Source organism: Streptomyces sp. YKOK-I1, assembly GCF_054660435.1.
The window spans coordinates 1775548-1793892 of the sequence record NZ_BAAGDR010000001.1 but is presented as its reverse complement, the minus strand read 5'-3'; the positions used below and the strand labels follow the sequence as shown (position 1 = coordinate 1793892).

The following is an 18345-nucleotide window of genomic DNA, read 5'->3' as shown; positions in this document are numbered from 1 at the left end:
TCAGGTCAGTCCTTCGCCTCCGCCATGTCCAGCACCGCCAGGTACCCGAACGCGAGGCTCGACCCGATCGGGGTGCCCGCACCCGGATACACCCGGCCCGACATGGCGGCCGCGGTGTTCCCGGTCGCGTACAGTCCCTCGATCGGCCGGCCGTCCGCCCGCAGCACACGCGCCCGGGGGTCGATGCGCAGCCCGCCCTTGGTGCCGATGTCGGACGGGACGATGGTCGCCACGTAGAACGGCCCGGTCTCGATGGGTGCGAGCAGCGGGTTCGGGTACTCGGTCTCCGGCTGTGCCGGGAAGTTCTGCCGGGGGTCCGCCGGGAACGGGACGAAGTGGTGGAACATCTGGTCCCACGGGGTCTCACCGCGGTGGAACCGCTCGTCCACGCCGCTTCGCGCGTACCCGTTGAACTCCTCCACGGTCCGCCTCAGTGCCTCGAACGGGACGTCGATCAGCCGCGCCAGTTCCTCCAGGGTGTCGGCCTTGCGCAGCGCGCCGGACTTCAGCCACTCCTCGGGCCCCGGGGTGGCCGGCGGGAAGCCGATGCCGTCCCGGTCCAGGTGCCGCTGATCGAAGATCCAGTGGGCCGGGACGTGGCTGACGCCGGTGGTGGCGTGCAGGCGCACGATCTCGTGCGCGGCCTGGTCGTAGGGCCGGGTCTCGTTGACGAAGCGTTCGCCCGCGCCGTTGACCCAGATCCCGCCCCGGGTGCCGGTGTGGAAGACCGGCAGCCCGTCCGGGTGGACGAGTCCCGGCACGAACCAGGCCTCCTCGAGCAGGTCGGTGTCCGCGCCCACCGCGATGCCCGCCCGCAGCGCGTCACCGGTGTTGGCCGGGGCTCCCTCGGACCACTCCCCGGTCAGCGGGGCCTGGTGCTCCTCCCGGAGCTCCCGGTCGCGTTCGAAGCCCCCGGCCGCGAGGAGCACGCCCCGCGCGGCCCGGATCCGGACCCGCTCGCCGTCGCTGACGACCTCGACGCCGACGACCCGGCCGTCCTCGACGAGCAGGCTCTCCAGCGCGGTGTTCAGCCGCAGTTCGCCGTTGCCCGTCTCCAGGAACGCCGACAGCGCCCGGCCGACGAGGGCACGGCCGCCGACCAGCACCGGGCCCTCGTCGAAGCCGAACCGTTCGGTGGGAAGGGAGTCCCGCAGCAGCGCCCGGCGCTCCTTGAGGTCCGAGACCTCCAGCGGGGGCGGAAAGACGGTGTGCCCGGTGGGCGAGGCGCCCGGGCACGACGGGTAGTAGTCCGGTACCGGCCCGTGGACGAAGGACTGGAACCAGGGGTTCTGCTCCAACTCGTCGATCAGCCGGATTCCGGCCGCCAGATAGGCGTCCTGGAGCCCTTCCCGGGACGGGTCGTCGACGGCACTGCGCAGATACGCGCGTGCGTCCTCGACGTCGTCCCCGAGACCGGCCCGGCTCAGCGGGGCCGAGCCCGGGAACCACAGGCCCGCGCCGGAGTACGCCACGGTGCCGCCGACCCGGTCGGTCTTCTCGACGACGAGCGTGCGCAGGCCGCGCGAGGCCGCCACGTACGCCCCGACCAGACCTCCGCCGGACCCTACGACGATCACGTCGTAGACATCCTCGTTGATGCCCATCCGAACCTCCTCATGAGTGCCGACGTATGGGGTGGGGGGTGTGAGGGACGCGGCCACAGGTGGGGGACATCGGGCAGAGGCGGACATCGCGGAGCTCGCCCGACACGGCTCCGGCGCGGCACACATCGGCCACGGTGACTGGCCGGTCGGGACGTCCCGGGTCCCGCCGGCCACGGCGTCTCGCCACCGGCCGTTCAGCAGTTCGCCCGACGAAGGTAACGAGCGGCGCCCGCCGCGCCGTCCGTTCATCTCGCTCAGCGAGACCGCCCCGGGTCGGCTCCGGTCCCGGTGAGCGGAACGCTCGACGCCGCCGTACCTCGCACCCGCTCAGGCTTGGGGACACGCACGAGCAGAGGATGCGCATGACGGACGTTTGGGAACCGACAGTCGTCGCGGACCGTGAGACCGCCGTGGCCGAGGCCACGGCACGGCTCACCCGCGCCGCCCATGACCACCAGCCCTGCGCACCCGTACGGGATCTGCTCGGGCCACGGGACGTCAGCCTCGCCTACGCCGTCCAGCGACGCGTCATCGGTGAGCGGATCGCCGCCGGAGCACGCGTCGTCGGCCGCAAGATCGGGCTGACGTCCGAGTCGGTGCAGCGCCAAGTGGGCGTCGACCGGCCCGACTTCGGCGTCCTGTTGGACGACATGGACGTGACCGGACTGCCGGCCGTGCCCAGCGGGCGCCTGTTGCAGCCCAGGGTGGAGGCGGAGATCGCGTTCGTGCTCGCCGAGGACCTCGACGAGGAGACGCTCGATCTGGCACGGGTACGGTCGGCGGTCGGACATGCGGTGGCCGCACTGGAGATCGTGGACAGCCGGGTCACGGACTGGGACATCGCGATCACGGACACGGTCGCCGACAACGCCTCCAGCGGCCTGTTCGTACTCGGTCCGGAGCGTGTCGGGCTGGGGGAGTTCACCCCCCGCGACGTGACCATGCGGCTGTACGCCGACGGCGAGCTCGCCTCCGAGGGCGACGGCGCCGCCTGCCTGGGTGATCCGCTGTCCGCGCTGCTGTGGCTGGCGCGCACGGCCCGGGAGTTCGGCGATCCGTTGCGCGCCGGGCAGGTCGTGCTCTCCGGCGCCCTGGGTCCGCTCGTCCCCACCCCGCCAGGCATCACCGTTCGGGCCGAGATGTCGGGCCTCGGATCGGTGACCGCGACCTTCTCACCCGAGGAACAAGAAGGATGAAGAAGACAAAAGTGGCCGTTATCGGCTCCGGCAACATCGGCACCGACCTGATGATCAAGGTTCTGCGCCTGTCCGACACCCTGGAGATGGCCGCCATGGTGGGCATCGACCCGGACTCCGACGGTCTGGCGCGCGCCGCCCGGCTGAAGGTTCCCACCACCCACGAGGGAGTGGAGGGGCTGATCCGCATGGACGGCTTCGACGACATCGCCGTCGTCTTCGACGCCACGTCGGCGAAGGCCCACGTCGAGAACGCCAGGCGGCTCGCCCCTCACGGCAAGCGCCTGATCGACCTCACCCCCGCGGCCATCGGGCCGTATGTGGTGCCCCCGGTCAACCTGGACGAGCACCTCGCGGGCGGCGCCGACAACCTCAACCTGGTCACCTGCGGCGGCCAGGCGACCATCCCGATCGTCCACGCGGTCAGCCGGATCACCCCGGTGCCCTACGCCGAGATCGTCGCCTCGATCGCCTCGAAGTCCGCGGGACCGGGCACCCGCGCCAACATCGACGAGTTCACGGAGACCACCTCCGGCGCCATCGAGAGGGTGGGGGGCGCCCGGCGCGGCAAGGCGATCATCGTCCTCAACCCGGCCGAACCGCCGCTGATCATGCGGGACACGGTGTACTGCCTGATCGGTGACGCGGACCACGACGCGATCCGGGCCTCCGTGGAGGAGATGGTGGCCGCGGTCGCCGAGTACGTGCCCGGCTACCGGCTCAAGCAGCGCGTCCAGTTCACCCCGGTGCCCGCCGGCGACCCGGTCCACACCCTGCTGCCGGACGGCGGCACCTGCGCGGCGACCACCAAGGTGTCCGTCTTCCTCGAAGTGGAGGGCGCCGCGCACTACCTGCCCGCCTACGCCGGCAACCTCGACATCATGACCTCGGCCGCCCTGCGGGTCGCCGAGCGCATCGCCCAGCGGATCTCCCCCGAGGTGACCACGTGACCGCCACTCCCAGGCTCTATGTGCAGGACGTCACCCTCCGGGACGGCATGCACGCCGTCCGGCACCGGATCACCCCCGCGTTCGTGTCCAGGATCTCCGCAGCGCTCGACCAGGCCGGCGTGGACGCGATCGAGGTCGCGCACGGCGACGGACTGGCCGGCGGCAGCCTCAACTACGGGCCGGGCAGCAACACCGACTGGGAGTGGATCGAGGCGGCCGCGGACGCCATCGACCGCGCGGTCCTGACCTCCCTGCTCCTGCCGGGCATCGGCACCGTCGAGGAGCTCAAGCGGGCCTACGCCCTCGGTGTCCGCTCGGTGCGCATCGCCACCCACTGCACCGAGGCCGATGTCGCAGCCCAGCACATCTCGATCGCCCGCGAACTCGGCATGGACGTCTCCGGGTTCCTGATGATGGCCCACATGGCGCCCCCGGAGGCCCTCGCCCGGCAGGCCAGGCTGATGGAGAGCTACGGCGCCCACTGCGTCTACGTCACCGACTCGGGTGGCCGCCTGACCATGGACGGGGTCCGCGACCGCATCCGGGCCTACCGGGACGTGCTCGAACCGGAAACCCAGATCGGCATCCACGCACACGAGAACCTCTCCCTCGCGGTCGCCAACTCGGTGGTGGCGGTGGAGGAGGGCGTGACCCGGGTGGACGCCTCGCTCGCGGGGCAGGGCGCGGGTGCCGGGAACTGCCCGATCGAACCGTTCGTCGCCGTGGCCAACCTGTACGGGTGGAAGCACGACTGCGACCTGTTCGCGCTCCAGGACGCCGCCGAGGACCTGGTCCGCCCGCTCCAGGACCGGCCCGTGCGTGTGGACCGGGAGACCCTCACTCTCGGCTACGCCGGCGCCTACTCCAGTTTCCTGCGCCATGCGGAGACCGCGGCGGAGCAGTACGGCCTCGACGCCCGCACCATCCTGCAGGAGGTCGGCAGACGTGGCCTGGTCGGCGGGCAGGAGGACATGATCGTGGACATCGCCCTGGATCTCACCCGCGGCTGACGCCGCCACAACGTACCGCTCTCCGGAAAGGATCTCCCGGGGAGCGGTGCGCTCTTTTGTGTTCCAAAAGAATGGACCGTATGCCCCAATAAACCGGTGCACGGCTCTTTCTTTTCCGTCTGAGGCGTTGGTACCTTGACGCCGGCGCCGAACTAGAATTGATTTCAGTTTGATCAGAGAGGCACCGACGATGACGTCTGTCCTTCGCCTGAGCTCGCGATCCTCCGAGGCCGACGGGCACGCGTTGCCTCCGTCGATGATGGAGCGTGTGACGCTGATCATGGATCTGTTCGAACGACCGCAGACCCATCTGACGCTTGAAACGGTCTCCCGCCGGACCCGTCTTCCCCGCTCGACCACCCACCGGATACTGGACCAGTTGGTCCGGCTGGACTGGCTGCGGCACACGGTGGCCGGATATGTACTGGGGCGGCGGGCGCTCGGCCTGGGAGGACGGGAGACAGGACACGGCGCGCTGCGGTCCGCCGCCGCGCCGCACCTGCTGGACCTGGCCGTGCGGACCAGGATGGTCGTCCACCTCGCCGTGCTGGACGGGCCGGAGATCTACTACCTGGACAAGGTGGGCGGCTCGGCGGCGGCACACATCCCGTCGAGAGTCGGGGGCCGGGCGGTCGCGCACTGCACCGGGCTCGGCAAGGCGATGCTCGCCTGGCTGAGCCCCGAGGAGATCGACGCGCGGTACGCCCAGGTCATCGAGCGCCGCACCGACTGCAGCATCGGCCGTCTCGACCAACTGCACCGCGAGTTGGGCCTGGTCCGCCGCCGGGGCGGACTGGCGATCGACCGTGGGGAGTGCTTCCCCGCCCTCGGCTGCGTCGGCCTCGCGCTGCGCGGACCGGAAGGTCCGGTGGCGGCGATCTCCGTGGTCGGCGACGGCTGCTCCTCCCTGGAACTGGTGGCCCCCCTGGTGGTCAACGCCGTGCAGGCCGTCTCGGACGAACTCTTCGGGATCCCCCGGGCGGACCGTCCGGACGTGCCGGTCCCGGTCGGCTGAGGGGCGCGCCGCACCCGCTCTCCGAGGGCGGCCGTGGGAAACGGCGAGGGGCCGCGTGCGGGCGACCCGCGCACGGCCCCTTCCGGCCCGGCCTTGCTCACCAGGCCGTCCAGCCTCCGTCCACCGTGACGGTCGTACCCGTGACGAAGCGGGACGCGTCCGAGGCGAGGAACACCGCCGCGCCGCCCAGCTCCTCCGCGTCGCCCACCCGGCCCAGGGGCGTGCCCCCGATGATCCGCTGCCCCCACTTGCTGTCCAGCAGGCCGGAGCTGAGGTCGGTGCGGAAGTAACCGGGCGCCAGGGCGTTGACGCGCACACCGCGGGGTGCCCACTCGACGGCGAGCGCCTTGGTGAGCGCCTCGACGGCGCCCTTGCTCGCGGCATAGGCGGCGATCCGCTCGAAGCCGGTGCTCGCGTGCACCGAGGAGACGTTGACGATCGAGCCCGAGCCCTGGTCCAGCATGACCTTGCCGGCCTCGCGGCAACAGTAAAAAGTGCCCTGGAGATTGATGTCGAGCACCCGCCGCCAGTCCTCGTCGGTGACGAACTCGCTGCGGGTGAAGTGCGGGCTGATGCCCGCGCAGTTGACCACGGCGTCGAGCCGTCCGGTGGTCCCGGTGATCCGCTCGACCGTGGTGCGCACGGCGGCGGAGTCTGCGACGGAGGCCGGCAGCACGAGCACCTTGCCGCCGTGCGGGGCGAGTTCGGCCTCCAGGCTCTCCAGGTCGGCGGCGGTCCGCGCCGTCACCGCCACCGTGGCGCCCGCCTGCGAGAGGGCGATCGCCATGGCCCGGCCGAGGCCCTTTCCGGCGCCGGTCACCCAGGCGGTCCTGCCGTCGAGGCGCAGGTCGGTGTTCACGTCGGTCATGGCTCAGTCCTTGGTGGGGAGGTCGCGCAGGGTCCGCTTGAGGACCTTGCCGGAAGGGGTGCGCGGCAGCTCGTCGACGACGTCGAAGCGGACCGGCACCTTGAACTTGGCCAGACGGGCCCGGCAGAACTCCCGCAGTTCCTCCGCGTCGGCGTTCGTGTGGGGGCGGAACACCACGAAGGCGCGGGGGACCTCGCCCCAGCGGGGGTGGGTGAGGCCGACCACGGCGGCCTCCAGGACGGCGGGGTGTTCGTACAGGACGCGTTCGACCTCGGGGGTGGCGATGTTCTCGCCGCCGGAGACGATCATGTCCTTCTTGCGGTCGTCGATGTAGAGGAAGCCGTCCTCGTCGACGTGCCCGATGTCGCCGGTGTGGAACCAGCCGTCCCGGAGCGCCGCGGCCGTGGCCTTCTCGTCGCGCCAGTAGCCGGCGAAGACCTTCGGGCCGCGCAGGGTGATCTCCCCCAGCTCGCCGGCCGGGACCTCGTCGCCGCAGTCGTCGACGATCCGCACGCGCGTGTGCGGCACGGGTCGGCCGACCGAGCCCAGTTTGGACAGGGCGTGCTCGCGGTCGAGAAAGGTGTCGCCGGAGACGGTCTCGGTCAGTCCGTAGGCGTCGGCGAACCAGGCGTTGGGGAAGGCGTTCATGATGCGCCGCAGCACCGGCTCGGGGGTCTTCTCACCGCCGCCCAGGATGAAACGGACCGAGCTGGTGTCGTACTTCTCCCGGTCCGGGACCTCCAGGACCGCGTTGACCATGGCCGGCGCCAGCCACACGTTGGTGACCCCGTGTTCCTGGATCGCGCGCAGCGCGCCCTCGGGATCGAACTTCCGCTGCAGGACCACGCCGCCGCCCGCGTACAGGACTCCGAGGGCCGGCATGTCCAGTCCGCCCACGTGGTAGAGCGGGCCGCAGACCAGCGTGATGTCGGCCGCGGTCAGGCCGAAGTGGACGATGTGGGCCAGGTTCTTGGCCTCGAGGTTGCCGTAGGTGATGCGCACGCCCTTGGGGCGTGAGGTGGTCCCGGAGGTGTACATCAGGCGCTGGAGGTCGTCCGGGCCGACGTCCACGGGGGCGAAGTGCTTCCCCTCGTTCCCGTCGAGCAGTGACTCGTAGCCCGTCCACCCGGGCGCCGGTCCGTCGCCCACCAGGACGCGGTGCTCCAGGTCGGCGACCTTCGCCGCGATGCGCTCCGCGGGGCGCACGAACTCCGCCTCGGTCACGATCACCTTCGCCTGCGCGTGGCCCAGGATGTAGGCCCATTCCTCTTCGGACAGGCGGTAGTTGAGCGGCAGGAAGACCGCGCCGATCCGGTTGGCCGCGTAGACCAGTTCCAGGAATTCCGGCCGGTTGTAGAGGAGCAGGCCCACGACGTCGCCGCGCCCGACACCCAGGTCCGTGAGACCGACGGCCAGCTGCTCGACCCGCTCGTGGAATCGGCGCACCGTCAGGCGGACGTCGTCCTGCGTCACGGCCACGGCGTCGGGCCGCTGGGTGAGGTGGTAATCGAGGATGCTCGAGAAATTGTGCACGGCTCTCTCTCGCTCTGTTTCCGTGTGGCGAATGCGGCCCGCCACGGCTCAGGGGGAGGGGTGGATTCCGACCGGTCGGTTGCCCGCTCCCAAGATTTAGTGTACCTCTTGGTCTATAAAACTTGTGCTCCGAACTGTACGACGACGCGTACGCAGCGACAACCGTCCCGGCGCCCGCGTTTCGAGCCGCTTCCGCCGACGAGGAGGCCCCCGTGCCGCCATGCATCCGCCTCGACACCGACGGACCCGTAGTCACGGTCCGTCTCGACCACCCGCCGATGAACGCCTTCGACACCGCGCAGCGCGAGGAGCTGGCCGCCCATGTGCGCGCGCTGGCCGACAGCCGCGATGCGCGGGCCGTGGTGCTCTACGGCGGTGAGCGGCTGTTCGCCGCCGGGGCGGACGTCAAGGCGCTGGCCCTGATGGACCCCGAGGAGGTGCGGGGCTGGAACCGGGCCCTGCAGCGCACCTTCGACGAGGTCGCCCGGCTGCCCGTGCCCGTCGTCGCGGCGATCACGGGATACGCCCTCGGTGGCGGCCTTGAACTGGCCCTCGCCGCCGACTACCGGGTGGCGGCCGACGACGCGCTCCTCGGCCAGCCGGAGGTACAGCTCGGGATCATTCCGGGCTCGGGCGGCACCCAGCGGCTGACCAGGCTGATCGGGCCGTCACGGGCCAAGAACCTGCTGATGACCGGCCGCCGCGTCGCTGCGGAGGAGGCCCTGCGCCTCGGACTCGTGGACGAGGTCGTCCCGGCGGCGGAGGTGTACGGCACCGCCCTGCACTACGCCCGTCGGCTCGCCCAGGGCCCCGCCGCGGCCCTGGAGGCGGTCAAGGAAGCGGTGGACCACGGCGCCGACAGCGGCCTGTCCGCCGGCCTCGCCCTGGAACGGTCCCTGTTCACGAGCGTGTTCGGCACGGCCGACGCCGCCACCGGCATCCAGTCGTTCCTGGAACACGGTCCCGGCAAGGCGCACTTCGACGGGCCGGCGCGCGACAACCAGACGCGCCGCGAGCGTCGTACGACATGAAAGGGGTGGAGGGCATGAAGGCACTGCGCTGGCACGGCGCACGCGATCTGCGGCTGGAAGAGGTGCCGGCCCCGCCCGAACCGGGGCCGCACGAGGCCGTGGTGGAGGTCGCCTGGTGCGGAGTGTGCGGGACCGACCTGCACGAGTTCCTCGAAGGACCGCACATGATCCGCAATGGTCCGCACCCCTTCACGGGGGCCAGTCCGCCGCTCGCGCTCGGTCACGAACTGAGCGGCACCGTGGTCGCGTTGGGCAGGGCGGTGCCGGGTATCGCGATCGGTGACCGGGTGACCGCCGACCCCGTCTGGCGCTGCGGGGTCTGCTTCTGGTGCGTGCGCGGCGAATACCACATCTGTCCCAGGAGCGGCTCGGTCGGGCTCGCCTCGCCCGGCGCGTTCGCCGATCGCGTCACCGTCCCGATCGCCGGGCTCACCCGGCTGCCCGACAACGTGAGCGACGAGATGGCGGCCGTCGCCGAACCGCTCGCGGTGGGCCTGCACGCCGTCACCCGGGCCGGTGTCCGGCCCGGTGACAACGTCCTGGTCGTCGGCGGTGGCCCCATCGGCTTCGCCGTCGTCCTGGCAGCCCGGCTCGCGGGCGCCGCCGGTCTCTACGTCAGCGAGCCGCTGAAGGAACGCCGGGAGAAGCTGCTCGGCCTCGGGGTCACCGAGGCCTACGACCCGCGCGAGACCGACGTACGCCGTGAGCTGTTCCTGAAGACCGGCCGCATCGGCCCGGACGTCGTCATCGACGCGACCGGCGTCCCCGCGCTCGCCGCGCAGGCCGTGACCACCGTGCGGCGCGGCGGCAAGGTCGTGCTCGCGGGCGTCGGGCACGGCAGCGTCGAGTTCGACATGGGCCAACTCGTCTTCTACGAACGGTCCGTGCTCGGCACGCTCGGCTACGCCTTCGACATCCCCCGTGTGATCGACCTGATGAGCACCGGGCGCCTGGACGCCTCGCCCCTGATCACCGGACGTTTCCCGCTCTCGGAAGGAGCCGGGGTCTTCGCGGACCTGGCCGCCGACCGTGCACAGCACCTGAAGGTGCTGCTGACCCCGAAGGGATGAGTGACATGGATTTCGACCTGCCGGAGGAGACGCGGGATCTTCAGGACATGGTGCGCGAGTTCGCGGCCAAGGAGATCACCCCGAACGCGGCCGAGTGGTCGGAGAACGAGCAGTTCCCGACGCACGTCTTCACCAAGCTCGGTGAACTCGGCCTGATGGGCATGCTGGTGCCGGAGGAGTACGGAGGCGCCGGCTCCGACACCGTCTCCTATGTCGCCGTCATGGAGGAACTCGGCGCCGCCGACCAGTCGGTGGCCTCGTCCTGGAACGCGCACTCCACCATCGCCACCCTGCCGCTGCTGGCCTACGGCACCGAGGAGCAGAAGCGGCGCTGGCTGGCCCCCCTGGCCAAGGGAGAGGCCATCGGCGCGTTCGGCCTGACCGAGCCCGGCGCCGGGTCCGACGCGGCCGGCATCACCACCACCGCCCAGCGCAGGGACGGCGGCTGGGTGATCAACGGCACCAAGATGTTCATCACCAACGCCGGCACCGACATCAGCCAGGGCGTCACCCTGCTGGCCACCACCGGCCGGGACGAGGACGGTCGGAAACGGTTCGCCACCTTCTACGTCCCGACCGGCACCCCGGGCTACTCCTGTGGCGCCAAGCTGAAGAAGCTCGGCTGGCACGCCATGGACACCCGGGAACTTGTCTTCGACGACTGCTGGATCCCGGACGGCCATCTCATCGGTGAGGAGGGCGGCGGGCTGCGCCAGTTCCTCTCCGTCCTCGACAAGGGCCGGATCAGCGTCGCCGCGCTGGGTCTCTCCCTGGCCAAGGCGGCGCTCGCGCTGGCGGTCAGGCACGCCACGGAACGGCACCAGTTCGGCCGGCCGCTGTCCGCGTTCCAGGCCGTCGCGCACAAGATCGCCGACATCGGCACCGAGTTCGAGGCCGCCCGGTGGATGGTCTACCGCGCCGCCTGGCTCGCCGACCAGGGGCGGCCGTACAGCATGGAGGCCGCGATGGCGAAGCTGTACGCCTCCGAGGTCGCCAACCGGGCCGCGTCGCAGGCGGTACAGATCCACGGCGGGTACGGCTATGTGCGGGAGTCGGAGGTCTCCCGTTTCTACGCCGACGCCAAGATCCTCGAGATCGGCGAGGGTACGAACGAGATCCAGCGCGATGTCATCGCGCGGGCGCTGGTGAAGCAGGCGTGAGAACCGAAGGGGCCCGCGGTATGCGCCGCGGGCCCCGGATCAACCCGCCAGTGCGGGAGTCTGCCACTCGGCCTCGGGATCGAGCGGCAGATCGGGCCGGTCGCGTTTGAACGCCTCCGCCGCCTCCTCCACGTCCGGCAGCGCGGCCCCGGGCGCGCCGAACCCGCGCAGCAGGGTGTCGCAGTACTCGGCGGACAGGCGCGCTGCGTTCCAGCGGCCGTCCGGCTTCGCCCACTGGTAGGTGTGGTTGTGCAGGTTGAGGAACTGCAGGGTGGCCAGACGCGGGTCGACCTCGCGGAAGCGCCCCTGCGCGACGGCCTCCGTGAGGAGTCTTCCGACCAGCCGCTCGAACTCCGCGCGCTGGCTCAGCAGGGTGTCCAGATGGTCGCCGGTCAGGCATCGGTAGTCGTGCTCGTAGACCCAGATGTGGTCGAGCCTGCGGAAGATGATCGTGAGCAGCGACTCGGACAGCAGACGCAGCCGCACGAGCGGGTCCGCGTCGAGCCCCGTGATCTGCCGGGCGCGGGCCAGCAGCGGGTTCATCACCCGGGACTGGATCTCGATCAGCAGGTTTTCCTTGGAGTTGATGTAGTAGTACAGCGCGCCCTTGGCGAGCCCGACCGCGCGGCCCAGGTCGTTGACGGAGGTCGCCGCGTAGCCCTGCCGGGCGAACAGCTCGGCGGCGGTGTCGATGATCTTCTGTCGTCTGACCTCGTAACCCGGTCCGTGGCCCGGTGGTCTGGGCATTGCTCTTCTCCCCACCTGATGTGGTCGACGTGTCGGTGCGACATGCCCAGGTCCCCCGTCCGGACGGCCTCCGGCGGATCCGGGGGGAAGGGGGCCCAGGGCATCTGATGCGCTTGACGTAGTTTGCTAGACCAGACGGTACATTAAAAGTAGGACTCAGGCGGTGCGGCCTCGTGCCGCCGGGGCGAGTATTGCGAGGACGCGCATGACGACTGAGGCTCCGCAGCAGACTTCGACCACATCCGCGCACGCGGATCAGCTCCTGGAGATGTACCGCCGGATGCGCCGTGTCCGGCGTTTCGAGGAACGGGCGTCCGAGCTGTACAAGGCGACGGAGATTCCCGGCTTCCTGCATCTGTCGATCGGCCAGGAGGCCGGCGCCGTGGGGGCCTGCTGGCCGCTGCGCCCGAGTGACGGCATCACCTCCACGCACCGTGGCCACGGTCATGTCCTGGCCAAGGGCCTGGAATCGGCGTCGATGATGGCCGAGCTGATGGGCAAGGACGCCGGCACCTGCCGCGGCCGAGGCGGCTCGATGCACATCGCCGACCCCGGCCTCGGCATCTTCGGGGCCAACGGCATCGTCGGCGCGGGCCTCCCGATCGCCACCGGGGTGGCGACCGCGGCCAAACTGCGGGAGTCCGGCGACGTGGTGGTGGCGTTCTTCGGGGACGGCGCGGTCGCGCAGGGCATGTTCCACGAGGCCGTCAACCTGGCCGCCGTATGGGACCTGCCCGTCGTCTTCCTGTGCGAGAACAACCACTACTCGGAGTTCTCGCCGGCCGCCGAGCAGCACCGCGCCCCGCTCTCCGCCCGCGCGGCGGGGTACGGGATCGGGTACGCGCACGTCGACGGCAACGACGTCCTCGCGGTGGCCGGGATGATGACCGACGTCGTGGCACGGCTGCGGGCCGGGGGCGGCCCGGTCCTGGTCGAGGCGGAGACCTACCGCTGGCACGGCCACTACGAGGGCGACCCCGAGCGGTACCGCAGCCCCGAGGAGGTCGCCGCCGCCAGGGAGCGCGACCCGCTGCTGATCGCCCGCCGGCATCTGGCCGCGGCGGGCGTCCCGGCCGCCCTCGCGGACGACATCGACGAGGAGATCGACAAGGAGATCGAGGCGGCCGTGGAGTGGGCCAGGAGCCTGCCCCAGCCGGCTCCGGAGACGCTGCACGACTTCGTCTCGGCCCCCCGCACGGCGATACCGGAGCCCGCCCCGGCCCAGGGGGAGGTCTTCCGGTCCATGGACGCCGTACGCCTGGCACTGGAGCACGAGCTGACGGCCGATCCGGCCGTCTTCGTCGCCGGTATCGACGTCGGCGCGGGCGGCAACGTCTTCGGGCTCACCCGGGGACTGGCCCAGGCGTTCCCCGGCCGGGTCCGTGACACGCCGATCAGCGAGAGCGCGATCCTCGGTACGGCGGTGGGCGCGGCCATGGCCGGCATGAAGCCGGTCGTGGAGATCATGTACATGGACTTCATCGGGGTCTGCCTGGACATGCTGCTCAACCAGGCCGCCAAGCTGCGCTTCATGACCGGCGGCCGGGCCTCGATGCCCCTCGTCGTGCGCACCCAGTTCGGCGCCGGCCGCTCCTCCGGCAGTCAGCACTCGCAGAGCCTGGAGGCGCTGCTCGCGCACATCCCCGGACTGACCGTGGTCATGCCGTCCAATCCCGCCGACACCTACGGCCTGCTGCGGGCGGCCATCCAGGACCCCAACCCGGTGGTGTTCGTCGAGAACCGGCTCCAGTACGGTCTCAAGGGCCCGAAGCCGCCGGCCGATCACCTGATCCCGTTGGGCAAGGCGCGTGTCGTCCGTGAGGGCAGCGACATCACGCTCGTCTCCTGGTCCCGCATGGTCCAGGATGCCCTGGCCGCCGCGGAGTCGCTGGCCGCGGAGGGCGTGAGCGTGGAGGTCATCGACCTGCGCACCATCGCCCCGCTGGACCGTGGGACGGTCCTCGCCTCCCTGGCCAAGACCAACCGCCTGGTCATCGCCCACGAGGCGGTACGGGACTTCGGGGTCGGTGCCGAACTGTCCGCGCTCGCGGTGGACGAGGGCTTCTGGCATCTGGACGCGCCCGTCACCCGGGTGGCGCCGCCTCCGTTGCCGGCCCCGTACGCCCCGTCGCTGGAGCGGCTGTGGCTGCCCTCGCGGGACACCATCGCCGACACGCTGCGACGCATCGCGGCGGTGTGAACCGCGGGAACGCGACGACAAGGGGATGGCCCCGGGACGAGGTCCCGGGGCCATCCCCTTGTCGTCGCGTTCCGTCCGTCGTTCGTCCGTTGTCTCCGCCGCCGGCCCGGCCAAGTCGGCAGGACAGGTCGAGGGCCGGCGGCGGATCCGGCCGTGGCCGTGTCAGACGGTCGCGACCGGAGTCAGCGGGCTGCCCTGCGTGCCGGGCAGGTTGAGCGGGGGAGCGGTGAGGAGGAAGCGGCTGCGGTTGTGCTCGCGCAGCCAGGCGGCGAGGTCGTGCAGGTACCACAGCTCGCCCATCGGGACGCCCAGCTTGAACAGGCACAGGTGATGGAGCGGAAGCAGGGTGTGCGGACCCTGGGCCTGGGTGACGCCCACGCCTTCGATCGCGTAGTTGTCCGAGGCGATCGCGGAGATCCGGGACTCGGCGACCCACTCCAGCAGCTTGGGGTCGTCCGCGTCGAGGTAGGCCGCGGTCCGGTGGATGGCGACCGGGTCGGGGTTCTTCTCCCAGGCCAGGACCTGGGTGGCGAAGCCCGTGTGCAGGAGCAGGATGTCACCGGGCTCGACGACGACGTTGTCGGCCGCCATGATCTCCTGGAGCTGCTGGAAGCCGACCGGCTGGTATCCGGTGCCCAGGTGGTGGGCGATGTCGACGAGGACACCGCGGCCCTGGACGCCGTGCCGCGCCATGTGCTCCAGGCCGAGGTGGCGCGCGAAGCTGAGGCTGCCGCTGCCGTCCTCCTTGGCGTCGTCCCGGGGGCCGACGAGGTCGGTGTCCGGCCGGTAGCCGTTGTAGTAGACCGGCTCGGCGACCCCGTCGCCGTCGGCGTCGAACTCGGCACCCTGGTGGGCGAGGGCGTCCCACTGGGTCGAGTACTGCAGCCAGAGGGTGACCACGTCGTCCGACCACACGTCGATCAGGTCGGGCGAGAAGTGCTCGCTCGCCCTGATGTTGTAGAAGACGTCCTGCTTGTGCTGGAGGTCCTCCGTGGGCCGCAGGATCGGCGGGTAGCGGCGCTGGTTCAGCGACGTGCCGCCGGGATAGTCGAGCGGCAGGCTCAGACTGAACGTGACCCCGTGCTCGACCTCACGGACTCCCTGCAGGACCTTCTCGGCGGTGAGCAGGTTGATACGCCCCAGCTCGTCGTCGTCGCCGAAGTCGCCCCACGTCGAGCCGGGGGGCCGCTGCTTCCAGCGCTTCGTCATGATAAATGCCTCCTCAAGGCGACAGTCCCCGTTGACAGCCACCCGCATGCTATTTGCATTGGACCGCTCGGTCAACAAGCGAATTTGCCTGTTCCCGGGGGTTCATATTGCTCCTGTGGCAGTAATAGACTGACTGGTCGAAACGTCTATCCCTTGGAGGGGTAATGAGCGAATCCACACAGGCGTGGGTCGCGGCGGGTGTGCGCGCCGTGATCGGGGCGCACACGCAGGCCCAGGACGCCGGCCGCACCGACGAGATCGTCGCGCTGTACACGCCCGACGGCGTCCTGGAGCTTCCCGGCACGGCTCCCCTCCAGGGGCACGACGCGCTGCGCGCCGCCTTCAAGGGCTGGGAGCCGACCCAGCCCCAGCTGCACCTGGTCAGCAACACGGTCGTCTCCTCCACCGGAGCCGACGAGGCGACCGCGGTGAGCGACGTGGTCTTCCTGCAGCGCGGTGAGTCGGGTTGGGCGGTGCAGGTCGTCGGACACTACGACGACACGCTGCGCCGGGTCGACGGCGCCTGGCTGCTCCAGCGGCGCGTTTCGACCTACCAGGCCTGATCCACCCCCCCACCAAGGAGAAGGAACGATGACCGTAACCGCCGCGGAAGCCCTGGCCGGTGTGCAGAACACCATCGCCGCCTACACCCACGCACTGGACGCCGGCCGAACCGAGGTGATCCCCGAGCTGTTCACCGAGGACGGCGTCGCCGAGATCGTCGGCCAGGGCACCTTCGAGGGCCGGGAGGCGATCGCCAAGGCCTACGGCGCCTTCGTCCCGCAGGCGCCGCAGCTGCACCTCGTCGGCAACACCGTCCTCACCTCGCCGCCCGGCGAGAAGGTGACGGCCAGCAGCAACCTGGTGTTCTTCGCGCGCGGCGAGGAGGGCTGGGCCGTACAGCTCGTCGGCAGCTACGAGGACACGCTGGTCCACGTCGACGGTGTGTGGAAGTTCAGCAAGCGGGTCACGACCTTCCTGCCCTAGCGCTGCGCCGCAACCCGGACGCCCGTGCCACCTGCCGATCGGGTGGCACGGGCGTTTCCCGTGTTCAGACCTTCGATTCCGCCGTCTTGGAGAACGCGAAGGCCGGGAAGTCGCCCGCGACGGACTCCCTGATCAGCTCCTGCAGCTTCCAGCGTCCGGTCGGGTTCAGCAGCTGCTTGACCGGCTTGCCGGGGATGTTGGCGCCGTAGAAGTAGCTGCTCTTCAGGAAGGACGACTGGCCCGCGCTGTCGTTGACCAGGTCCGTCCACTCCTGCTCGGCGGCGTCCGTGACCGCGACGACGTCATGGCCGTGCTCGCGCGCGTGGACGAGCAGGTCCATCACGTAGTCCACCTGGTCGCCGGAGTAGCGCGGGTTGTTGCCGAGGGCGCCGTGCGGGCCGCCGGGGAAGTAGAAGTTGGGGAAGCCGGCGGTCGTGACGCCGAGGTAGGTGGACGGACCGTCCGCCCAGTACTCCTTCAGCGGCAGGCCCGCTCGGCCGACCACGCCCAGGCGGTTGAGGGCGCCGGTGCCGAAGTCGTAGCCGGTCGCCCAGATGATGATGTCGAACTCCTGGTGCCCCTCGGAGGTCTCGATCCCGGTCTCGGTGATGCGCACGATCGGCGTCTCGTTGATGTCGACGAGCTCCACGGTCGGCTTGTTGTACGCCTCGTAGTAGCCGGTGCCGAACGGGGGCCGGCGGCCGCCGTAGCCGTGCCCCTTGGGGATCAGCTTCTCGGCCGTCGCCGGGTCCTTGACGATGGAGCGGATCTTGTCTGCGATGAACTCGCAGAACTCCTCGTTGACCGTGGCGTTCGTGGTCATGTCGTAGTAGTGCTCGGAGAGCTTGGTGAAGCCCGGGCTGTTCCACTTCTGCTCGTAGAACTCCTGGCGTTGCTCCGGAGTGTCCTCCAGGCCCGACCGCATGGTGATCTGGTGCAGGAAGCCGCTGGGCGAGGTGTTCAGGGTGTCCCGGATGGACTCGAAGCCGCCCTTGAGCTCGTCCTGTTCCTCGGCTGTGATCGGCCGGTTGTTCAGCGGGGTGAGCCAGTCGGCGACCTTCTGGTACACGGTCAGCCGTGCGACCTCGTCGGCGATCGCGGGCACGATCTGCACACCGCTGGAGCCGGTGCCGATCTGCGCCACCCGCTTGCCGGTGAAGTCCACCGGGGTCTTGGGCCAGAGGCCGGTGTGGTGCTGCTCACCACGGAAGTCCTCGCGGCCCTCGATGCCGGGGACGAACGGCACGGACAGGATGCCGGTCGCCGCGACGACGTGGCGCGCCCGGTGCTCGGCGCCGTTGTCGGTACGCACCGTCCAGGTGCCGGACGTCTCGTCCCAGACGGCCGCGGTCACCTTCGTGCCGAAGGAGATGTGCCGGCGCAGGTCGAAGCGGTCGACCACGTAGTTGAAGTACCGCTCGATCTCCGGCTGGCCGGCGAAGTGCTCCGACCACTCCCACTCCTCCCACAGCTCCTTCGAGAAGAGGTAGCCGTAGGTGTAGCTCTCGGAGTCGAACCGCGCCTCGGGGTAGCGGTTCCAGTACCAGGTGCCGCCCACACCGCTGCCGGCCTCCAGCAGCTTCGCTGAGAATCCGGCGTCCTGGGCCCGGTACAGCTGGTAGATGCCGGTGACACCGGCGCCGATGACCAGTACGTCCACGAAGCCCAGGTCCGCCGGGCTCGTCTTCGTCGTTTCGCTCATGTGCTCTCCCGCGTGAGCCTTGATTCATATGGCGACCGGTCGGTCGAATATTGAGGTGAGACT

Annotated in this window: 16 protein-coding genes; 10 read left to right on the top strand and 6 right to left on the bottom strand. The window is 70.5% G+C overall.

From position 1 onward, the window contains the following. Window positions 1-5 precede the first annotated feature (5 nt). Window positions 6-1604 carry an FAD-binding protein gene (locus ACYQ8Q_RS07380; protein WP_460062925.1) on the bottom strand — a complete coding sequence of 533 codons (1599 nt, stop codon included), beginning with the start codon at window positions 1602-1604 and terminating at the stop codon, window positions 6-8. Between the two features lie 362 nt (window positions 1605-1966). Between ACYQ8Q_RS07380 and ACYQ8Q_RS07375 the strand changes: the two genes are divergently transcribed. The 4 genes from ACYQ8Q_RS07375 to ACYQ8Q_RS07360 all read left to right on the top strand — a co-directional run bounded on the left by ACYQ8Q_RS07375 (window position 1967) and on the right by ACYQ8Q_RS07360 (window position 5775). Next, window positions 1967-2800 carry a 2-keto-4-pentenoate hydratase gene (locus ACYQ8Q_RS07375; protein ID WP_460062924.1) on the top strand — a complete coding sequence of 278 codons (834 nt, stop codon included), beginning with the start codon at window positions 1967-1969 and terminating at the stop codon, window positions 2798-2800. Further along, window positions 2797-3750, top strand: a complete 954-nt coding sequence (locus ACYQ8Q_RS07370) for an acetaldehyde dehydrogenase (acetylating) (protein WP_460062923.1) — start codon at window positions 2797-2799, stop codon at window positions 3748-3750. The genes ACYQ8Q_RS07375 and ACYQ8Q_RS07370 overlap by 4 nt, the downstream gene beginning before the upstream one ends. Next, a complete protein-coding gene (gene dmpG, locus ACYQ8Q_RS07365) occupies window positions 3747-4760 on the top strand; it encodes a 4-hydroxy-2-oxovalerate aldolase (RefSeq protein ID WP_460062922.1) in 1014 nt (337 codons plus the stop codon). Before ACYQ8Q_RS07370 ends, dmpG begins: the two co-directional genes overlap by 4 nt. Before the next feature lie 256 nt (window positions 4761-5016). Further along, window positions 5017-5775 carry an IclR family transcriptional regulator gene (locus ACYQ8Q_RS07360; RefSeq protein WP_460062920.1) on the top strand — a complete coding sequence of 253 codons (759 nt, stop codon included), beginning with the start codon at window positions 5017-5019 and terminating at the stop codon, window positions 5773-5775. 97 nt (window positions 5776-5872) lie between these two features. On the opposite strand, the gene ACYQ8Q_RS07355 is transcribed toward ACYQ8Q_RS07360, so the two are convergent. Both ACYQ8Q_RS07355 and ACYQ8Q_RS07350 read right to left on the bottom strand, forming a co-directional pair. Next, on the bottom strand, window positions 5873-6643 hold the full coding sequence (locus ACYQ8Q_RS07355) for an SDR family NAD(P)-dependent oxidoreductase (protein ID WP_460062919.1): 771 nt from the start codon (window positions 6641-6643) through the stop codon (window positions 5873-5875). Between the two features lie 3 nt (window positions 6644-6646). Further along, a complete protein-coding gene (locus ACYQ8Q_RS07350; RefSeq protein ID WP_460062918.1) occupies window positions 6647-8176 on the bottom strand; it encodes an acyl-CoA synthetase in 1530 nt (509 codons plus the stop codon). Window positions 8177-8454: 278 nt separating this feature from the next. Here ACYQ8Q_RS07350 and ACYQ8Q_RS07345 point away from each other — a divergent pair, with 278 nt between their 5' ends. From ACYQ8Q_RS07345 to ACYQ8Q_RS07335, 3 genes are read left to right on the top strand one after another with little or no spacing between them, the layout of a single operon-like run. Further along, complete coding sequence (locus ACYQ8Q_RS07345; protein ID WP_460073207.1) at window positions 8455-9207, top strand: enoyl-CoA hydratase/isomerase family protein; 753 nt, start codon at window positions 8455-8457, stop codon at window positions 9205-9207. Between the two features lie 14 nt (window positions 9208-9221). Then, a complete protein-coding gene (locus ACYQ8Q_RS07340) occupies window positions 9222-10277 on the top strand; it encodes an alcohol dehydrogenase catalytic domain-containing protein (RefSeq protein WP_460062916.1) in 1056 nt (351 codons plus the stop codon). A gap of 5 nt (window positions 10278-10282) precedes the next feature. After that, window positions 10283-11437 carry an acyl-CoA dehydrogenase family protein gene (locus ACYQ8Q_RS07335; protein WP_460062914.1) on the top strand — a complete coding sequence of 385 codons (1155 nt, stop codon included), beginning with the start codon at window positions 10283-10285 and terminating at the stop codon, window positions 11435-11437. A gap of 39 nt (window positions 11438-11476) precedes the next feature. Here the strand turns inward: ACYQ8Q_RS07335 and ACYQ8Q_RS07330 are convergent, their stop codons facing one another. Continuing rightward, complete coding sequence (locus tag ACYQ8Q_RS07330; RefSeq protein WP_460062913.1) at window positions 11477-12184, bottom strand: TetR family transcriptional regulator; 708 nt, start codon at window positions 12182-12184, stop codon at window positions 11477-11479. Between the two features lie 205 nt (window positions 12185-12389). Between ACYQ8Q_RS07330 and ACYQ8Q_RS07325 the strand changes: the two genes are divergently transcribed. After that, on the top strand, window positions 12390-14384 hold the full coding sequence (locus ACYQ8Q_RS07325; RefSeq protein ID WP_460062912.1) for an alpha-ketoacid dehydrogenase subunit alpha/beta: 1995 nt from the start codon (window positions 12390-12392) through the stop codon (window positions 14382-14384). 162 nt (window positions 14385-14546) lie between these two features. Here the strand turns inward: ACYQ8Q_RS07325 and ACYQ8Q_RS07320 are convergent, their stop codons facing one another. Beyond that, entirely contained in the window at window positions 14547-15593 is a 1047-nt protein-coding gene (locus tag ACYQ8Q_RS07320; RefSeq protein ID WP_460062910.1) for a cyclase family protein, read from the bottom strand. 164 nt (window positions 15594-15757) lie between these two features. Here ACYQ8Q_RS07320 and ACYQ8Q_RS07315 point away from each other — a divergent pair, with 164 nt between their 5' ends. Both ACYQ8Q_RS07315 and ACYQ8Q_RS07310 read left to right on the top strand, forming a co-directional pair. Then, window positions 15758-16156, top strand: coding sequence for a nuclear transport factor 2 family protein (locus ACYQ8Q_RS07315; RefSeq protein WP_460062908.1), 399 nt, complete (start codon window positions 15758-15760; stop codon window positions 16154-16156). Window positions 16157-16184: 28 nt separating this feature from the next. Then, window positions 16185-16580 carry a nuclear transport factor 2 family protein gene (locus ACYQ8Q_RS07310; protein WP_460062907.1) on the top strand — a complete coding sequence of 132 codons (396 nt, stop codon included), beginning with the start codon at window positions 16185-16187 and terminating at the stop codon, window positions 16578-16580. Between the two features lie 64 nt (window positions 16581-16644). On the opposite strand, the gene ACYQ8Q_RS07305 is transcribed toward ACYQ8Q_RS07310, so the two are convergent. Then, window positions 16645-18282, bottom strand: a complete 1638-nt coding sequence (locus tag ACYQ8Q_RS07305) for a flavin-containing monooxygenase (RefSeq protein ID WP_460062906.1) — start codon at window positions 18280-18282, stop codon at window positions 16645-16647. Between the last annotated feature and the right edge of the window lie 63 nt (window positions 18283-18345).

Coding starts and splice junctions, on each gene's coding strand:
- ACYQ8Q_RS07325 (WP_460062912.1), top strand. CDS start 12,390: ATGACGACTGAGGCTCCGCAGCAGACTTCGACCACATCCGCGCACGCG.
- ACYQ8Q_RS07340 (WP_460062916.1), top strand. CDS start 9,222: ATGAAGGCACTGCGCTGGCACGGCGCACGCGATCTGCGGCTGGAAGAG.
- ACYQ8Q_RS07370 (WP_460062923.1), top strand. CDS start 2,797: ATGAAGAAGACAAAAGTGGCCGTTATCGGCTCCGGCAACATCGGCACC.
- ACYQ8Q_RS07355 (WP_460062919.1), bottom strand. CDS start 6,643: ATGACCGACGTGAACACCGACCTGCGCCTCGACGGCAGGACCGCCTGG.
- ACYQ8Q_RS07360 (WP_460062920.1), top strand. CDS start 5,017: ATGATGGAGCGTGTGACGCTGATCATGGATCTGTTCGAACGACCGCAG.
- ACYQ8Q_RS07315 (WP_460062908.1), top strand. CDS start 15,758: ATGAGCGAATCCACACAGGCGTGGGTCGCGGCGGGTGTGCGCGCCGTG.
- ACYQ8Q_RS07345 (WP_460073207.1), top strand. CDS start 8,455: ATGAACGCCTTCGACACCGCGCAGCGCGAGGAGCTGGCCGCCCATGTG.
- ACYQ8Q_RS07375 (WP_460062924.1), top strand. CDS start 1,967: ATGACGGACGTTTGGGAACCGACAGTCGTCGCGGACCGTGAGACCGCC.
- ACYQ8Q_RS07305 (WP_460062906.1), bottom strand. CDS start 18,282: ATGAGCGAAACGACGAAGACGAGCCCGGCGGACCTGGGCTTCGTGGAC.
- ACYQ8Q_RS07380 (WP_460062925.1), bottom strand. CDS start 1,604: ATGGGCATCAACGAGGATGTCTACGACGTGATCGTCGTAGGGTCCGGC.
- ACYQ8Q_RS07310 (WP_460062907.1), top strand. CDS start 16,185: ATGACCGTAACCGCCGCGGAAGCCCTGGCCGGTGTGCAGAACACCATC.
- ACYQ8Q_RS07335 (WP_460062914.1), top strand. CDS start 10,283: ATGGATTTCGACCTGCCGGAGGAGACGCGGGATCTTCAGGACATGGTG.
- ACYQ8Q_RS07330 (WP_460062913.1), bottom strand. CDS start 12,184: ATGCCCAGACCACCGGGCCACGGACCGGGTTACGAGGTCAGACGACAG.
- ACYQ8Q_RS07320 (WP_460062910.1), bottom strand. CDS start 15,593: ATGACGAAGCGCTGGAAGCAGCGGCCCCCCGGCTCGACGTGGGGCGAC.